This is a genomic window from Dysgonomonas reticulitermitis (assembly GCF_054601275.1).
The window spans coordinates 39,012-55,494 of the sequence record NZ_BAAHWU010000009.1 but is presented as its reverse complement, the minus strand read 5'-3'; the positions used below and the strand labels follow the sequence as shown (position 1 = coordinate 55,494).

Genomic DNA, 16,483 nt, shown 5'->3' with positions numbered 1-16,483 from the left:
CTTACTACTTAAAACGCGCCGGCTTTCAGCTTTAGTCCTTCTGTTTCATCCAACCCAAAAATCAGGTTCATATTATGTACAGCTTGCCCCGATGCTCCTTTTATAAGGTTATCGATGCATGATAAGACTAACAATTTCTTACCGTGCTTTTCCAAATGGATGGCACACTTATTGGTATTAACAACCTGTTTCAAGTCTATATTTTTATCTGTAACTATTACAAAAGGACTACTTTTATAAAACTCCTGATAAAGTTTTTCCGCATTTTCCAATGTACCGTCATAGTTCAAATAAGCAGAAGCAAAAATGCCACGTGTGAAATTCCCACGAACAGGTATAAAATTAATATCCTGAGAAAAATCGTTTTGCAACTGAACCAACGACTCGGTTATTTCTTGCAGATGCTGATGTTCGAAAGCTTTATAGACAGAGATATTATTCTCACGCCAGCTAAAATGGGATGTAGCTGATGGTTTTACCCCTGCTCCGGTAGATCCGGTGATTGCATTCACATGGATTTCGTCATTCAACAAACCAGCCTTTGCCAATGGTAATAAACCTAATTGTATTGCAGTCGCAAAACATCCCGGATTAGCGATATAAGAAGATTTTTTTATCTCTTCCTTATTGAGTTCCGGTAGTCCGTAAACGAACTTATTTCCTTCTGCCTTATGACGATAATCAGTTGATAGATCTACTATCTTCAGATGTGCCGGCATATCATTGGCTTCCAAAAACTTCTTTGTATCGCCATGAGCCGTACAAAAAAATAATACGTCTATCTTCTCGTAAGGCAATTGGTCGGTGAAACGCATATCCGTATCGCCAAACAATCCGCTATGGACATCGGTCAGTTTATTGCCGGCATTACTGGTACTGTTTACAAACACCAGTTCTGCCTGAGGATGATTGAGTAATATCCGTATCAATTCTCCGGCAGTATAACCTGCCCCGCCTATAATTCCTGCTTTAATAGCCCCACCCGGCCTCCCCAAAGGGGAGAAGTATGTATTTATCGTTTTCATATAAATAGGGCTTTCATTCCCCCTTTGGGGGATAGGGGGCTTTATTTTTCTTTTGCACGCTATGGAATATTTTAGTCGGAACACCATAGATTTTGGTGAATCCTTTGGCATCGTCCGCCGTCCAAGCCTTGTTTACCTCACCATACTCACCGAAATCAGCTTTCATCAAATCAAAATCACTTTCCACACCAACAAGGGTATAATGATATGGCTTCAATTCAACAATTACCTTTCCGGTAACATTATCCTGCGAACTAACAAGGAATGCTTCTATGTCGCGCATCACAGGCTCCAGATACTGTGCTTCGTGCAAGAACATCCCGTACCAGTTGCCTACTTGGTCTTTCCAGTATTGCTGCCATTTGGTAAGCGTATGTTTCTCAAGCATTTTGTGTGCATTGATAATCACAAGCGGCGCAGCGGCTTCAAACCCGACACGTCCTTTGATGCCGATAATGGTATCGCCAATATGCATGTCGCGTCCTATGGCATAAGCCGATGCTATTTCTTCTATTTTCTGAATAGCTTTTACTTTATCGGAATATTTTTCTCCGTTCACAGCGGCTATTTCGCCCTGTTCGAAATCGATAGTCAAAGTTTCCGAACCTTGTTTTTTCAATTGAGACGGATAAGCTTCTTCCGGAAGAGTTTTTTCTGATTTCAGGGTTTCTTTTCCTCCGATACTTGTACCCCAAAGGCCTTTATTAATGGAGTATTCCATCTTGGTAAAATCAGCTTCATAGCCATGCTCCTTCAGGTAATTTATCTCGTACTCGCGGGTAAGAATCATATCACGGGTAGGGGTAATAATCTCGATACCAGGAGCCAGCACATCGAATGTAAGGTCGAAACGTACCTGATCATTTCCTGCGCCTGTACTGCCATGAGCCACGGCGTCGGCTCCGATTTCCTTCGCGTAATTGATAATGGCAATTGCCTGAAAAATACGTTCGGAACTTACAGAAATGGGATAGGTACCATTGCGAAGCACATTACCGAAAATCATATATTTGATGCTCTTCAGGTAATATTCTTGTGTAATATCTAAGCTGACATGCTTTACAGCGCCTAGTCTATATGCTTTTTCTTCTATTATTTTCAAATCATCAGGGGTAAAACCGCCAGTATTGGCGATCGCTGTGTACACATCATATCCCATATCCTCAGACAGATACTTGGCACAAAACGATGTATCCAACCCTCCACTGAATGCTAAAACAACTTTCTTTTTCATACTATAATTTTGTTTTTAAAGGATGTATGGAAACTTGCATGATAAAATTATTATAAGCTTTGGCGAATTGCTATTCATGCTCGTTTTCATTTCTTCAATTGCTTTTTTAGGTCTTTTATTATGTCTTTTACTTCTTTCTTATCTTTCTGCTTTTCAGGATCGAAAAGCATAGCAGTACATATGCAGTATTTTCTGTCGGTACGTGTCAGCACATCATAATTGACACAGCCCTGACATCCTCTCCAGAAGGCTTCATCATCCGTTAATTGGGCAAATGTAACCGGCATATATCCCAGTTCGGTGTTAATTTTCATTACCGCAGCTCCGGAAGTCAAACCAAAAACCTTGGCATCGGGAAACATGGCTCTGGCCAGAGAGAAAGCATGTCGCTTGATCTTTTTAGCCAATCCGTGTTGCCGGAACTTTTCTACTACTATCAACCCGGAATTAGCCACATATTGTTTATTACCCCATGACTCTATGTAACAAAATCCGGCAAATTCCTGATCTACAAGAGAAATGATAGCCTTCCCTTCTATTATTTTCAGTTCAAGATATTCCGGCGAACGTTTCGCGATTCCTGTACCACGTACTTTTGCCGCTGCTTCTATTGTATCCAATATGGTCTGTACGTATTTTAGATGGCTTTCGTTTGCTATTTGTATAGTCAGTTGCTCTTGCTCTTCCATTGGCTTATCCAATACAAGTTCATTTGTATTCATTTAATTTCTAATCTATTGAATGTTCGGTATAAATGTCGAAAGTGAAGCTATCACCTCCTCTTTGTTAATATTCTCTCTGGGTATCAGCAAAATAGTATCGTCACCTGCCACGGTTCCCAAAATATATTGAGATGCCCTTCCATCGATTTCCCCTGCGATTGCCATCGCATATCCAGGGCGTGTCTTTACAACTGCCAGTTGACCTGAAAATTCGATGCTGACAAAACCAAATGATGAGACCGGGATCTCCGCCTGTATATCCTGCGTTGTACCGGATAATCGATAAGCATAGTTACCTCCTGCTGTCGGCATCTTTATTATTTTCAATTCTTTAATATCGCGCGACAAGGTCGCTTGTGTCAACTCGAATCCTTTATCTGCCAATATTTTCAGAAGCATCTCCTGACTGGCGACTTCATTCGATTGTAGTATTTCTTTTATTATTTTTTGTCTATACTTTTTAGTCATACATGTATAAATATACGAAAAACTATGCAAAATTATACATTTATTTGTATATTATAAAATATTACGCATATAAAAAATACAGAAATAAAGTTTTTTTAGAACCTGTTTAAATTGTTAAATCTAATTGAAAAAGATTATTTATTACGAAATTAGATGATAGACTCTGAAATTTGTTGTAAAATAGCAGCCGGATTTGATATTTTATATGATGCGTAAAACTCTGATTCTACTGACTATATTATTTAGCTTTCTGAATGCTTTACGGGCTCAAGAGCCGATAACCGCCCGGCTAGCGCCAAACAGTATGCCAAACATTACTCCGGCCCAATTTGCCGGAGGTGAAAACATCTTTTATAAATATTTGGCTGACAATATAAAATATCCCCCGATACTTATTAAAATAAAATTGGAAGGTAGCCTCGATCTTAAATTTACGATAGATAAACAGGGCAAAGTTAAAGATATAGAAATAATCAGAGGATTCGATCCCGATGCCGACGATGAAGTTTTACGTGTGATACGGGCTATGCCGGCATGGATACCGGCCAAAGAAAATGATGAAGCTATAGATTGCGTTCATCACCTTACTGTTACATTCACATTGACCGAAGGGCTTATAGAACAGTCGAAAAAGCCTGTGGAAGATCCTGCGCCTGAAACGGCAAAAATGGAAATACCTCTCATCGTAGAGCAACCGCAAGAGAATACAGCGCTTAAAGTGGACAGTCTTAATGATGCTCCAAAATTTCCCGGCGGTACAGACGCTATGGAAGCCTATTTCAAAAAGAATATGAAATATCCTAAACGGGCTATTGAATACGGGATAGAAGGACGTGTTGTTTTTAATCTGGAAATATCTGCCGAAGGAAAGATTTCTAATATCCGGTTATTCAAAGGACTCTTCTACGAGTGCAACGAAGAAGCCTATTACCTGATTAAGAAAATGCCCGATTGGATACCCGGCATAAAAGATGGGAAACCCGTTGCTATGCAGGTTATGGTGCCGGTTGCTTTTACGTTGCCTAAATAAGTTCCCAACAATAAAAGCCCCCGAAGTTGTACGCTTCGGAGGCTTTATATCTTATACATTATATAGAATTAGACTATTATATAATTAAAGTTCAGCTATTTATAGAGCCATCGGTGCAGATGAAGCATATAATGTCTTATTCAGTATAAACTCTAATAAAGAAATCCTTTAATTCTGTCCGCCACCGCCAGTCTGACCTTGTCCTTCACCTTGACTACTTTGTCCACCGCCCATAGAGTCATCATTAGTGATACCACGCCTGGCTTTCTTGATCTGCTCCTTCATTTCTCCAAAACGGTATGAAACGGAGATTCCAAATCCACGCATCTGACTGGTAGATATACTTTCACTAAAGAACTCCGGAGACCACACCTTGCTCTTCCATTCATTATTTTTCTTCAAAGGGTTTTGAGCATAAACTCTGAAATTCAATTTCTCGGCCATAAACCCTTTACTTACTGATACACTATGGAAGAAATAGGACGAGCCCTCATTCTGCAAACTTATATAAGGTGTAGAACCACCAATATTCAGATAAAATCTTAACGATTTAGGGAATGAATATTGTGCTCCACCCCAAAGATCGCCGGAGAATCCATGATTCTTCTCACCCGACACCTTAGACTTTATATCCGTATATCGTCCCGACAGATTCGAATAGATACGAATTTTTTGGTTTGGGCTCCAATTGACATATCCACTAAGACCTAGATTACTCCCTTTTCCTACATTTTCGTATGTCGTATATCTAATATTATTCACGAAGGTACTGATATTCTCTATGCCATTATCTTGAAAATTATAAGACAAGTTTAAATTAAAATTCAACTTTGGATTAAAAAAGCTATAATTTGTATTCAACGAATGGCTCTTCACCGCATCCAGATTCGGATTTCCTTGTTCTATATTGCTAGGATCCGACGAATCCTCATTCGGGTTAAGTTGCCAGATACCAGGACGTGAAATACGCATATTATAACCAAATCTTATTGTTTGTGCCTGCTTTATCTGATATGTAACAGTAAGCGATGGAACAAGATTACCGTAGTCCGTTTTAAAATTTGCGTCAGGCTTTATTGGAAATCTTGCATCCAGCCATGTAGCCTCGTAACGTAATCCGGCTTTCACACCCCAGCTCTTAAATTTGGCATTGTACCCGCCATATGCAGATAAAATATCTTGCTCATGTTTAAAGCGGTCCGACGTTGGTCTTGATACATTTTCCCATGCAACGCCATCCCATATATCATAACCACTATTACTTTCGTTTAGGCGGATAATATATTTGAGCCCGGCCTCCAGATTATGAATTTTACCAAAAGGAGTAACAAAATCAGCCTGAAAGGTATGCTCTTTCATTTCTGCATTTGAGAACTGTTTATTAGTTGTTACATAAGAAGGGGGCATTTCCAAATTGTCATCGACATGAATATCGCTATTGGATTCCGAATCATTCGGATTCATACTCAAGCGATACGAAGCGGTGAAAAGTTGATCTTTTTTCTTAAAAGTTCGCTGGTAATCAACATTTACATCTGTGCCTCCATAATTACCTTTAGAGTCTCCTGTCTGATCATATTTATATGTTTTTGTAATACCATCATCTTGTAGCATTTCAATTAAAGACTTAGAGCGGCCTTTACTCTCCCCATAATAACGGTTAAAGCCGACATTGATCAGATTGAGAGTATCTATTTCGAAACTGAGTTCTCCCGATCCGTATTGACCATTACCTCTATTTTTAGACGTACCGTTTCCGTATAGATATCTATTTTGCTTAGCATAATCTGTACTCCTAAAATCCTCTCTGTATGAAGTACTACTTCTTTCAGGTTGACGCCAATCATAATAATTATAACTACCTGTAAACCCAATTTTCCCGTATTTCATTGACAGATAAACACCACCATCGTAACCGCCAAATCCTCCGCGTTCTCTAACACCGCCATTCACGGTTGCTGTATATCCTCCCATCGAAGAATTGCTTTGAGTAATAATGTTAATGATACCTGTTACGCCTTCCGCATCGTATTTTGCGCCCGGATCGGTAATAACCTGTATGTCTTTCACTGTATTAGCAGGCATACTACGCAGAACCTCCTTTGGATTATTTGTAATCATATTCGAAGGCTTTCCATTCAAATATATTTTGAAACTGGTCGACCCTTTCAATTGTATATTTTCATCTCCATCGACAGTGATCATCGGGACTTTCTTCAACATTTCCAATACGTTGTTTGTCTTCGCTTCGGGATCACTTTCCATGCTATAAACAATCTTATCCAAATCTACTTGCACTAAAGGTCTCTGGGCTGTTATCACAACCTCCGCCAACGTTTTTTCAACCATCAGAATTTTGCCTAAGTCCACAACCTTTTGGTTGCTAACTGTAATATCTTTTTTTACTGCGTCTTTGCCAATATATTCTATCGACAAGACATATTCACCGGCCTTGTTTAAAGGAAACTGAAATTTACCATTATCGTCAGCTGCAACAGCCTTCAATAAAACAGGACTAGATTTAGCCATAACTTTGATGGTAGCATACGAGATAGCTTCGTTTGTCAAAGAGTCAACTACCTGACCTTTGACCTGAACATTAACCGGTGAAGGCGCCTGAGCACCGGCTAACGTAGAAATAAGTACAGACAGAATGATAAAGAATGTGCGAATTTTCATAAAATTGTCTTTATTTTTTAGTTGAATATAATTCAGAGAACTAAGATATAAATTGCTCGGACTTTTTAGTCATTTTACTATATGTTAGTAGAATAGATTACATATTTATCACTAAACCCATAAACTTTTTATTTTTTTTAACTAAATAATAAAAAAGGCACCTGTTTTTAACCAGATGCCTTTAAAAATGATTCTTTCTTAAATTATCTACAAACCGGGAGGTCTTTTATTTTATAAACTATCCCATATAATTCTATACGCTTTACATTTTGCGTATCTACAGCCATTGTTACCTGATTTCGACTACTCTTCTTCGATAAATCGAATGAAACATGCAGGATATCGTCATTGTCACGGGAAGCGCTCCATCCCCGTATACCGTAATTGGGATATTCCCAGAAGAAAGATAATGTATCCGAACTTGTACGGCAGATACTGAAATCATCAGCTTTTTTATCTACAAACCATCCATCTCTACGGGCAGAGTACCATAAGCCGAAGACCGCTATGAGAATACTCAATGTCACCAAAATTGGGAACAGCTCTCTCATGGTTATCTAGTCTTTTTTATCTTTCTTTTTTTCTATAAAATAAGCTATAACAAGGCCTATACCTCCAAAGACTGCTGCACACGAAGGATATAGTACATCTACAGAACGTAAAGAATCATATACAAGCTGACCTTTATAATAACTAGGGATAGCTGTCGATATATCCACTATTGTCGCGATAACCACACCTAAACCTACGCCTATAAGAAGCAGCCCGATACGGATAGACCATGAACCTACACTCTCGTCCTTGTATACAGGAAAATTGATACGGTGCTTCAATGTTTCAGGATCGATATTCGATAATTTTTCAATTATAGATATCCTTTCATTACGACGTACAAACAATTCAAATATCTTATAGATACCAAGGGTTATAATACCCATTACAAAAATTGGAACTAAATCATTCATATTACAATTATTTTAAGTTAAACATTTCATTTTTTGTCCGTTTGTCTATTTTGACGCAGCATATTTTAGAAGGTTACAAACCAGCCAAAAAATTTTTCAGAATATTTTTTACTCTTACATTTGTAACCTATCATATAAACATGCGTCATACGGGTATGACTGAGTTCGACGATATCTTTTACATACGGCAGGTCAAAAACGGGAACACCGGTGCTTTTGTTCATATTGTCCGCCGCTACGAGAGAATGGTGTTTACCATTGTCGGAAAAATCGTCTCCCGCCGTGCTGATGCTGAAGATATTACACAGGAAGTATTTATAAAGGTATTTCAGTCTTTAGATCAATACAGGGAAGAAGCCGGTTTTGGGACATGGTTGTACCGGATAGCGTATAACACAACTATATCGGAACTGCGTAAACGGAAACATGAATTTACGCCGATTGAAGATCGTTTCGATAATATACCCGATAATGAAATATCAAATACAATAGATGAAGTCGGTACAGAAGAGCAGTTGGTATATTTGGACAAGGTACTGAAAAAGATGCCGCCTGATGATGCTATGCTGATAACCATGTTTTATTTGAACAGTAACAGTATACAGGAAATCAGCAATATAACAGGAAACAGCGTGGCAAATGTAAAAGTAAAGTTGCACAGGATAAGAAAATTTATGAACTTTGAAATAAATAAACTCATACAGCAATGAACGAAGATAAAGACAGACTCAGGGGTTTATTTCAGGAAATGAAATTAGATAAACCGTCAGCCGGCTTCGAAAGCCGCCTGATGCAAAGCATACATGCTATAACAGAAAAGCAAACGAAGAAAGAACCAATCTCGGCAAAAAGTATTTTGGCAATAATCGGCGGAATTTTAGGTATCTTGGGTATACCTGCGGCTATTCTGTGGTGGTTAGGCTTTTCTATCAAACCGGAGATTCAACCGATTGAAACTGATTTTTCATTCAGTATGCCCGTAATAAATATAAACCCGGCTATTATCTCCATAGCATCTGTATGCCTGTTGCTTTTAGTTACAGATATGCTGATTCGCAGACGTATCTGGGAAAAGAAAAATAAAGATTAGGATTTAACCTATAATATCGAACCGCGCAAACTTAAGCAATAGCTGTTTTACTCCTGAATTTTCGAACTCAACAGTTGCCTTCCGGCTATCCGGATCGCCCGATACAGCCGTCACTTTACCTATTCCAAACCGTTCATGTTTGATTGTAGCGCCCACTTGGACCTCATTGGTTTTTCCGGTAGAAGTTTTTGGCACGGCATTTTTAGCATTCACAAACTTAGGGCGTGACAATGGCAAATCTATATCTCTCTTTTCGTGTTCGTACTTTTGGAAATCCGTAAGACGATCGTTATTCGTTACTCGTGCAGGCGGAGTTTTTGTATAATCAAATAATTCTTTGGTATATGTATCGGGTTTGTTGATCACTCCGAATCCTCCAAAAACACTTGCATTCACATTCAAATATTCGACGTCGATATCTCTCAAAAAGCGACTTGGATTAGAAGCATTTACCATTCCATTTCGGAAACGGCTCTTGGCATAGGAGATCATACAATATTCTTTTGCCCGTGTAATGGCTACATAGAAAAGTCGCCGTTCTTCTTCCAACCCCCTGAATTCATTTTTGGCCATTGCCGAAGGGAATAAATCCTCTTCCATCCCAACAATGAACACATTGTTAAATTCAAGCCCTTTTGCCGCATGCACAGTCATCATAGTCACTTTTTCCTGACTTGCTTCCTTATCCGTATCCTGATCAGTGAGTAACGATACTTCTGATAAGAAATCCATCAGACCGATACCGTCTATTCCCTCTTCCTGCCTGCTTTCACAAAATTCGTGAATACCTCCTAACAATTCCTGAAGATTCTCTTGGCGACTCATACCTTCGGGTGTCTGATCCTGATAAGCCTCGCTTGCAATACCGCTTTGTTTGACGATTCTACTCGCCAACTCGTATGCGGAATATTCGTTTAACGATGCTATAAAACTTTCTATCAACTCTCTGAAATCTTTCAATTTCTTTGCCGTACCTGCATTGACATTCAGATTATATTCAAGAGGCTGTCCGATAATTTCCCACATACTCACATTGTGAGTGCGGGCGGCTTCTGATATTTTATTAAGCGTTGTATTCCCTATACCGCGGGCAGGGAAATTGATAGTCCGTTTGAAAGCTTCCTCATCCTGCGGATTGACTATCATACGGAAATAGGCTATGACATCTTTAATCTCTTTCCGTTGGTAAAAAGACAAACCACCGTAAATGCGATAAGGTATATTCTTTTTCCGCAATGCTTCTTCAAATACCCGGGATTGCGCATTGGTACGATATAGAATAACGAAATCACCGTAAGAAGCCTTCTTTTCACGGCGCAAATCCCAAATCTTATTAGAAACGATTACCCCTTCTTCAAAATCGGAATATGCACTGGCAACTTCTATTCTATCACCCTCATCATTTTCTGAAAAAACAGTCTTCTGAATCTGCTCTCTATTCTGTTTTATCAGGCTGTTCGCGGCATTTACAATATTCTGTGTCGAGCGGTAATTTTGTTCCAGTTTAAATATCTTGGATTCAGGATAAACCTCTTTAAACTTAAGGATATTATCAATGTTCGCTCCACGGAACGAGTAGATACTTTGGGCATCGTCTCCCACCACACATACCCGGTGATGCGCATCGGCGAGTTGTTTTATAACCAGATACTGAGCAAAGTTAGTGTCCTGATACTCATCAACAAGTATATACTGATAGCGTTCCTGATAACTTTTCAGCACATCGGGATGATCGCGGAAAAGGCAATTGGTATAGAACAACAAGTCGTCAAAGTCCATCGTATTCGATGCTTTCAGACGATTGTTATATTCCCTGTAAATATCTTTTAGCACAGGCATTTTTGCCCGTTGGTCGTATTCTATCAATTCTTTGTTTTGCGCGTACATTTGTGGAGAGATCAATGCATTCTTCGCGTTCGATATGGTTCCCTGTACGCGTGCAGGCTTGTATATTTTATCATCCAGTTGGAACTGTTTGATAATCGTTTTAATCAGGTTGCGGGAATCGGCGGAATCGAATATTGTAAAATTGGAAGTAAAGCCTATCTTCCCGGCTTCAGTTCGCAGAATACGGGAAAATACAGAGTGGAAAGTACCCATCCAAAGATAGCGTGCATATTGCCAACCTATCAGTTGAGCGATACGCTCTTTCATTTCTTTAGCCGCTTTGTTGGTAAAGGTAAGAGCCAAAATGCTATGCGGCATGTACCCGCTTTGCATCAAATAAGCTATCTTGTAGGTTAGCACACGAGTTTTTCCCGAACCTGCTCCTGCGATAATCAGAGAAGGTCCGCTAATGTATTCTACAGCTTCACATTGCTGCTTATTCAGATGATCGAGTAAATTTTCCATGACAAACGAAAGACAAAGATAGCTTTTAGTTATGAGTTTCGAAATCTGGCGAACAAATATTTTTTTGTACTTTTGTCACTTTAAAAGAAAATGAAATGCTCATAGCTCAACAACTTAAAGAAGAGAATATTGCCGAGTACCTTATATATATGTGGCAGGTAGAAGACTTGATACGTGCAGGCGATTTAGATATAGATAAGATAGAAGACCGGATAATCTCACGGTTCGATCAGCCGGATGATACTAAGAAAGAAATAAGGGAATGGTATGAGAATCTTATTGAAATGATGAGACGAGAAAATGTCGTCGATAGCGGACATTTGATCATCAATAAAAATATTATATCGGAACTCACCGAATTGCATATACGCTTGCTTAAAAAGACAGGTGAAGATAAATATTCGGAACAGTATTACAGAACATTACCTTTTATTGTGGAATTGCGTTCAAAATCGCCTGATAAAGATATTCCGGAATTAGAAACATGTTTTTCCGCTTTATATGGTTTCTTGTTGATGAAATTACAGAAGAAAGAAATATCAGGAGAAACTCAGGCTGCTATTTCTCAAATCGGGGCTTTTTTACGCTTACTTACTCAAAAGTATAAAGACGAAAAAGAGGGTAAGCTTGTTTTATGATCAATTTGTTGTATCTTAGATATCTGTAGCGTTATTGCTCCGGATTATATTTTGGGCAAAACACAGTACATAATTGTATTATATCAAGAAAAACATGCTCAATAGTAGAACCATTCGTGGTTTTTAGGCTTTATAACTTAACCTGAAATAAGAAATGTCGACTAAATCTATATTAGCCAGATATATACTGTCTTTCATGCTCTTCTGCTTTCATCTAACAGTATCGGCCGGTAATGATATTTACTTTTATCAATTAGGAGCAAAAGATGGATTGTCTCAAGTAAGCATCATGTCGATATATCAGGATGAGTTTGGGGTTATGTGGTTTGGTTCAACGGAGGGGTTGAATAGATATAATGGACGGGAAATAGAAGTATTCAGGCCCGATAGAAAGGGCGAAGGACTCTCGCAGAATACGATATACGAAATATGTGGAAATCAACAAGGAGCAATCTATCTACGTTGCGATAGAGATCTGGTCCGCTATGATATTCATACGCAGAAGTTTGAAAACATACAACGGGGAGGAGTTCTGTCTATTACTTATGCGCACGGTAAGCTATGGGTCGCTGTGAAGAATAAGATATTGCAATATGATGAGCAGTCGAAGCAATTTAAGGAATACGCTATTCTCAATGATATTAAAGCCGCTATCACTTCAATATATTGTGCTAAAGACGGATCTATATGGATAGGTACTTTTTCAGGATTGTATTTTATCTCCGGTAAAAACCAGAAAGAGCAAAAATGTATTAAGGATAAAATATATGTCAATCGGATTTATCAAGACCGAAAAGATGATCTATGGATTGGAACTTTCTATGATGGCGTCTATGTAATGGACCTTTCGGGAAATATCAGGGCTAATTATACTCATCGGTACGGGGCTAATTCCATATCTAATAATCAGGTAAGAAGCTTTGCTGAAGATGATTCCGGTAATATGTGGGTGGCTACGTTCTATGGTTTAAGTAAGTTCAGTCCTGATACTAAAGAGTGGAAACAGTATGTTAGCAATGATAATGTTTCGCATAGCCTTAGTCATTCTTCTGTATTTTCCTTGTATAAGGATAAGCAGGGTACTATATGGGTTGGTACATACTTTGGAGGAGTTAATTATTTCAATCCTGATACGGATATTTTTCATTTTTATGAGCCTAATTCTATAATCACAAGTAATTTAAGTTTCCCATATGTAGGGAGGATGATAGAGGATAAATATAATAATCTTTGGGTCTGTACAGAAGGAGGGGCTTTGAATTGTTTAAATCTGAAAACCAGGGAGTTTTCCCGTTATTTGATTAATAAATCTGATTCGGAATCTCTTATCGGGTATAACCAGAAAGCTATATGGTATAATGAGAAAAAAGACCTGCTTTATATTGGCACGCATAAAAGAGGGTTGGTTATATTCGATGTGAAGACAAAAACATTCAGAGTACTCAGTGAAAATAATAGCCCCGGATCGTTACCGAGTAATACTGTCAATAAGATGCAGTATTACGATGGCGCGCTCTATTTGTTGACACATTCGGGTTTGTTAAAAATGAATATCGATACCGAACGGTTTTACCCGGTGAGTGATAATCCGGTTACACAAAAAGCAATATCGGGAATCAGACTTAGTGCATTTCTTATTGATAGTAAAGATCGTTTATGGGGTGCGGTTGGTAGTGGTCTTAGATCCATAAATTTGAAAACCGGCAAAGTAAAGGATTATTTTTACGATGAGTCGAACGAAAGGTCGATCGGGCGTTTTGATATTGAAAGCATATTTGAAAGCAGCAAAGGCGAATTGTTCTTTGCTACAATGGGTTCGGGTATTTATAAATACAATCCGGAAACAGACGATTTTGATAATTATACGGAAGAGAAGAATGGATTACAGAACAATTATTGTTATGATATATCAGAAGCTCCGTCGGGTAAGCTTATATTATTACATAACAAAGGCTTTGCTTTATTTGATCCTGTAAATCCGGATAGGGATTTATTTATATCTTCCCCTAGTTTTCCTATCGTGGGTTTCAATATCGGTAACTCCAGCTATGTAACCCGGGACAAAGAAATATTTATCGGAGGAATAAATGGACTGGTATCTTTCGTCGAGAGTGATCTTGATAAAGTTGATAAAGGTTATTCCCTCTTTTTTGATAAGCTATTCATAAATAATCAACAGGTTTTACCCGGTGACAAGTTCGGTATACTGAAAGAAACATTGCCTCTTTGTTCGGAAATCGACTTGAAATATAATCAGAATAATATTACTATCGAGTTTGCGACATCGAACTATTTGCGAACGATGACTCATAAGTATGAGTACAGGCTGGAAGGTTTTGACCAGGACTGGTTACCGACCAGGACGAGGTCTATTTCGTATACTAACTTGAATACAGGGACTTATACATTGCTTGTTCGTGAAATATCGCAGCAGAAAGAGAGAGAAGGAAAAGTATATTCTCTGAACATCAATATCAATCCACCATTTTATTTGACTACGGTTGCTTTTATAATATACGGTATATTGATATTGTTAGCCATAGTTGGTTTTTTTAGATTTTACCTGTGGCGTACGAAAATGGAAACAACATTGGAGTTTGAACGTAAAGATAAAGAGCGAATAGAAGAACTAAACCGTACCAAGTTAAGATTTTTCACAAGTGTGTCTCACGAATTTAGAACACCTCTCACATTGATTAAAGGGCAAGTAGAAACACTTCTTCTGCAAGGAGATTTAAGTTCGAAATTGTATAATAAACTTGCTAAGATTCTTAAGAATACCAACCATTTGCAGAATCTTATTTCAGAACTTCTTGATTTCAGAAAGCAAGAACAAGGGTTTTATAAATTAAACATTCAGTGCGTCGAGCTTATAGCCTATATTAAAGAGATATATAGTTCATTCGAAGACTATGCTATAAAAGGGCAAATAAAATACAAGTTAGAGTATTCAGATGAAGAAATTCATATTTATATAGATCCGGTACATTTTCAAAAAGCAATCTATAACCTTCTTTCAAATGCCTTCAAATATACTTCTCCCGGAGGAGAAATTACATTAAAAGTCAAATTACAGAAGACAGCTGTTCTTATTCAGATAATAGACGACGGAATCGGTATTCCTCCGGAATCATTGAATAAAGTATTTGAACGGTTTTATCAATTGGAATACAGATCTTCAGGGCTTACATTAGGTACAGGTATCGGCCTTGCTCTTACCAAAGAGATTGTCAATAGCCATAAAGGAGATATTTCGGTAGAAAGTATGGTGAATGAGGGAAGTGTTTTCACTATCGCTCTTAAATTAGGGACATCCCATTTTTCGGAGGAAGAACTTGATCATAATAATGCGAATAAAGATGTAAAGGCTATAGATATGCCCGTTTATGAGGGAGAAGATGATGTTTTGATTGAGGAAAGTATCACGATAGACGGGGAAAAACCTGTGATATTATTGGTTGATGACAACGAATCATTGTTAGAAATGCTTACAGACTCATTTGCTCCATATTATAATGTATATACTGCGATAAATGGTAAAGAGGGGCTGGATATGGTATATAAGATACAACCGGACTTGGTTATAAGTGATATAATGATGCCGGAAGTTTCGGGAAAAGAACTGTGCTACAAAATGAAAAATAATGTTGATACGGCGCATATTCCGATTGTACTCCTGACAGCTCAGACTTCCGACAGCCAAATTATGGACGGCTATATGTTTGGCGCTGATGCCTATATTACAAAGCCATTCAATATAAAAATGCTGATTACGCGTTGTAATAACCTGATAAGAAACCGGTTGATCCTTTATAAGAAATTTGCTAATCAGGAAGAGATTGTAATGCCGTTTGATACTCTTACGGAACAGGATCAAATGCTGATAGACAGAGCCGTAAAGGTTATCAGGGAAAACTTTAATAATCCTGAATTCGATATGAACAGGCTGGCGATCGAACTCGGTATGGGGCGGAGTAAACTATATATGAAAATAAAAGAAATTACGGGTTTTACTCCAAACGAGCTGACTCTGAACCTTAAATTACAAGAGGCGGCCAATATGTTGGATAATAAACGTCATATGAATATTTCCGAGATTGCATTCGAACTTGGTTTCTCATCAACAAAATATTTTACTAAATGTTTTAAAACCTTCTATGCTATGGTGCCTCAGGATTGGAGAAAGAGGAATAAACCTAAAGAGTAAACAAAATATAGAAAGATAAAGGAACCGCCTTCCCCGAGCGATTCCTTTTCTATCGATTTGGTATGAATACCAA

13 protein-coding genes are annotated in these 16,483 nt (G+C 38.2%); 5 read left to right on the top strand and 8 right to left on the bottom strand.

Annotated features, from left to right (window positions below; genetic code table 11):
- Positions 1–8 precede the first annotated feature (8 nt).
- From argC to ACYPZI_RS06125, 4 genes are all read right to left on the bottom strand, one after another.
- Positions 9–1,025, bottom strand: a complete 1,017-nt coding sequence (gene argC, locus ACYPZI_RS06140) for an N-acetyl-gamma-glutamyl-phosphate reductase (protein ID WP_459599673.1) — start codon at positions 1,023–1,025, stop codon at positions 9–11.
- Positions 1,026–1,038: 13 nt separating this feature from the next.
- Positions 1,039–2,259 (bottom strand): argininosuccinate synthase, encoded by a 1,221-nt coding sequence (gene argG / locus ACYPZI_RS06135; RefSeq protein ID WP_459599671.1) that lies wholly within the window; start codon positions 2,257–2,259, stop codon positions 1,039–1,041.
- Positions 2,260–2,345: 86 nt separating this feature from the next.
- Positions 2,346–2,948, bottom strand: coding sequence for a GNAT family N-acetyltransferase (locus tag ACYPZI_RS06130; RefSeq protein WP_459599730.1), 603 nt, complete (start codon positions 2,946–2,948; stop codon positions 2,346–2,348).
- A 45-nt stretch (positions 2,949–2,993) separates the two neighbouring features.
- Entirely contained in the window at positions 2,994–3,449 is a 456-nt protein-coding gene (locus tag ACYPZI_RS06125) for an arginine repressor (RefSeq protein ID WP_459599669.1), read from the bottom strand.
- 205 nt (positions 3,450–3,654) lie between these two features.
- On the opposite strand from ACYPZI_RS06125, the gene ACYPZI_RS06120 reads away from it, so the two are divergent.
- The gene (locus ACYPZI_RS06120) at positions 3,655–4,479 is read left to right on the top strand and encodes an energy transducer TonB (protein WP_459599667.1); all 825 of its coding nucleotides are present in this window, start codon (positions 3,655–3,657) and stop codon (positions 4,477–4,479) included.
- Between the two features lie 168 nt (positions 4,480–4,647).
- Here ACYPZI_RS06120 and ACYPZI_RS06115 read toward each other — a convergent pair whose 3' ends face one another.
- From ACYPZI_RS06115 to ACYPZI_RS06105, 3 genes are all read right to left on the bottom strand, one after another.
- The gene (locus ACYPZI_RS06115) at positions 4,648–7,158 is read right to left on the bottom strand and encodes a TonB-dependent receptor (RefSeq protein WP_459599665.1); all 2,511 of its coding nucleotides are present in this window, start codon (positions 7,156–7,158) and stop codon (positions 4,648–4,650) included.
- A 203-nt stretch (positions 7,159–7,361) separates the two neighbouring features.
- Positions 7,362–7,709, bottom strand: coding sequence for a hypothetical protein (locus ACYPZI_RS06110; RefSeq protein WP_459599663.1), 348 nt, complete (start codon positions 7,707–7,709; stop codon positions 7,362–7,364).
- Between the two features lie 6 nt (positions 7,710–7,715).
- Positions 7,716–8,123, bottom strand: a complete 408-nt coding sequence (locus ACYPZI_RS06105; RefSeq protein WP_459599661.1) for a DUF6249 domain-containing protein — start codon at positions 8,121–8,123, stop codon at positions 7,716–7,718.
- A gap of 140 nt (positions 8,124–8,263) precedes the next feature.
- On the opposite strand from ACYPZI_RS06105, the gene ACYPZI_RS06100 reads away from it, so the two are divergent.
- Together ACYPZI_RS06100 and ACYPZI_RS06095 are read left to right on the top strand one after the other, a co-directional pair.
- Positions 8,264–8,833, top strand: coding sequence for an RNA polymerase sigma factor (locus ACYPZI_RS06100; protein WP_459599659.1), 570 nt, complete (start codon positions 8,264–8,266; stop codon positions 8,831–8,833).
- Positions 8,830–9,213, top strand: a complete 384-nt coding sequence (locus ACYPZI_RS06095) for a hypothetical protein (protein WP_459599657.1) — start codon at positions 8,830–8,832, stop codon at positions 9,211–9,213. The genes ACYPZI_RS06100 and ACYPZI_RS06095 overlap by 4 nt, the downstream gene beginning before the upstream one ends.
- 3 nt (positions 9,214–9,216) lie before the next feature.
- Here ACYPZI_RS06095 and ACYPZI_RS06090 read toward each other — a convergent pair whose 3' ends face one another.
- Complete coding sequence (locus tag ACYPZI_RS06090) at positions 9,217–11,565, bottom strand: ATP-dependent helicase (protein WP_459599655.1); 2,349 nt, start codon at positions 11,563–11,565, stop codon at positions 9,217–9,219.
- Positions 11,566–11,660: 95 nt separating this feature from the next.
- Here ACYPZI_RS06090 and ACYPZI_RS06085 point away from each other — a divergent pair, with 95 nt between their 5' ends.
- Both ACYPZI_RS06085 and ACYPZI_RS06080 read left to right on the top strand, forming a co-directional pair.
- Positions 11,661–12,203 (top strand): DUF4924 family protein, encoded by a 543-nt coding sequence (locus tag ACYPZI_RS06085; protein WP_459599653.1) that lies wholly within the window; start codon positions 11,661–11,663, stop codon positions 12,201–12,203.
- A 154-nt stretch (positions 12,204–12,357) separates the two neighbouring features.
- Positions 12,358–16,410 (top strand): hybrid sensor histidine kinase/response regulator transcription factor, encoded by a 4,053-nt coding sequence (locus ACYPZI_RS06080; protein ID WP_459599651.1) that lies wholly within the window; start codon positions 12,358–12,360, stop codon positions 16,408–16,410.
- Positions 16,411–16,483 lie beyond the last annotated feature (73 nt).

Coding starts and splice junctions, on each gene's coding strand:
- argG (WP_459599671.1), bottom strand. CDS start 2,259: ATGAAAAAGAAAGTTGTTTTAGCATTCAGTGGAGGGTTGGATACATCG.
- ACYPZI_RS06105 (WP_459599661.1), bottom strand. CDS start 8,123: ATGAATGATTTAGTTCCAATTTTTGTAATGGGTATTATAACCCTTGGT.
- ACYPZI_RS06095 (WP_459599657.1), top strand. CDS start 8,830: ATGAACGAAGATAAAGACAGACTCAGGGGTTTATTTCAGGAAATGAAA.
- ACYPZI_RS06110 (WP_459599663.1), bottom strand. CDS start 7,709: ATGAGAGAGCTGTTCCCAATTTTGGTGACATTGAGTATTCTCATAGCG.
- ACYPZI_RS06090 (WP_459599655.1), bottom strand. CDS start 11,565: ATGGAAAATTTACTCGATCATCTGAATAAGCAGCAATGTGAAGCTGTA.
- ACYPZI_RS06130 (WP_459599730.1), bottom strand. CDS start 2,948: ATGGAAGAGCAAGAGCAACTGACTATACAAATAGCAAACGAAAGCCAT.
- ACYPZI_RS06115 (WP_459599665.1), bottom strand. CDS start 7,158: ATGAAAATTCGCACATTCTTTATCATTCTGTCTGTACTTATTTCTACG.
- ACYPZI_RS06125 (WP_459599669.1), bottom strand. CDS start 3,449: ATGACTAAAAAGTATAGACAAAAAATAATAAAAGAAATACTACAATCG.
- ACYPZI_RS06085 (WP_459599653.1), top strand. CDS start 11,661: ATGCTCATAGCTCAACAACTTAAAGAAGAGAATATTGCCGAGTACCTT.
- argC (WP_459599673.1), bottom strand. CDS start 1,025: ATGAAAACGATAAATACATACTTCTCCCCTTTGGGGAGGCCGGGTGGG.
- ACYPZI_RS06080 (WP_459599651.1), top strand. CDS start 12,358: ATGTCGACTAAATCTATATTAGCCAGATATATACTGTCTTTCATGCTC.
- ACYPZI_RS06120 (WP_459599667.1), top strand. CDS start 3,655: ATGATGCGTAAAACTCTGATTCTACTGACTATATTATTTAGCTTTCTG.
- ACYPZI_RS06100 (WP_459599659.1), top strand. CDS start 8,264: ATGCGTCATACGGGTATGACTGAGTTCGACGATATCTTTTACATACGG.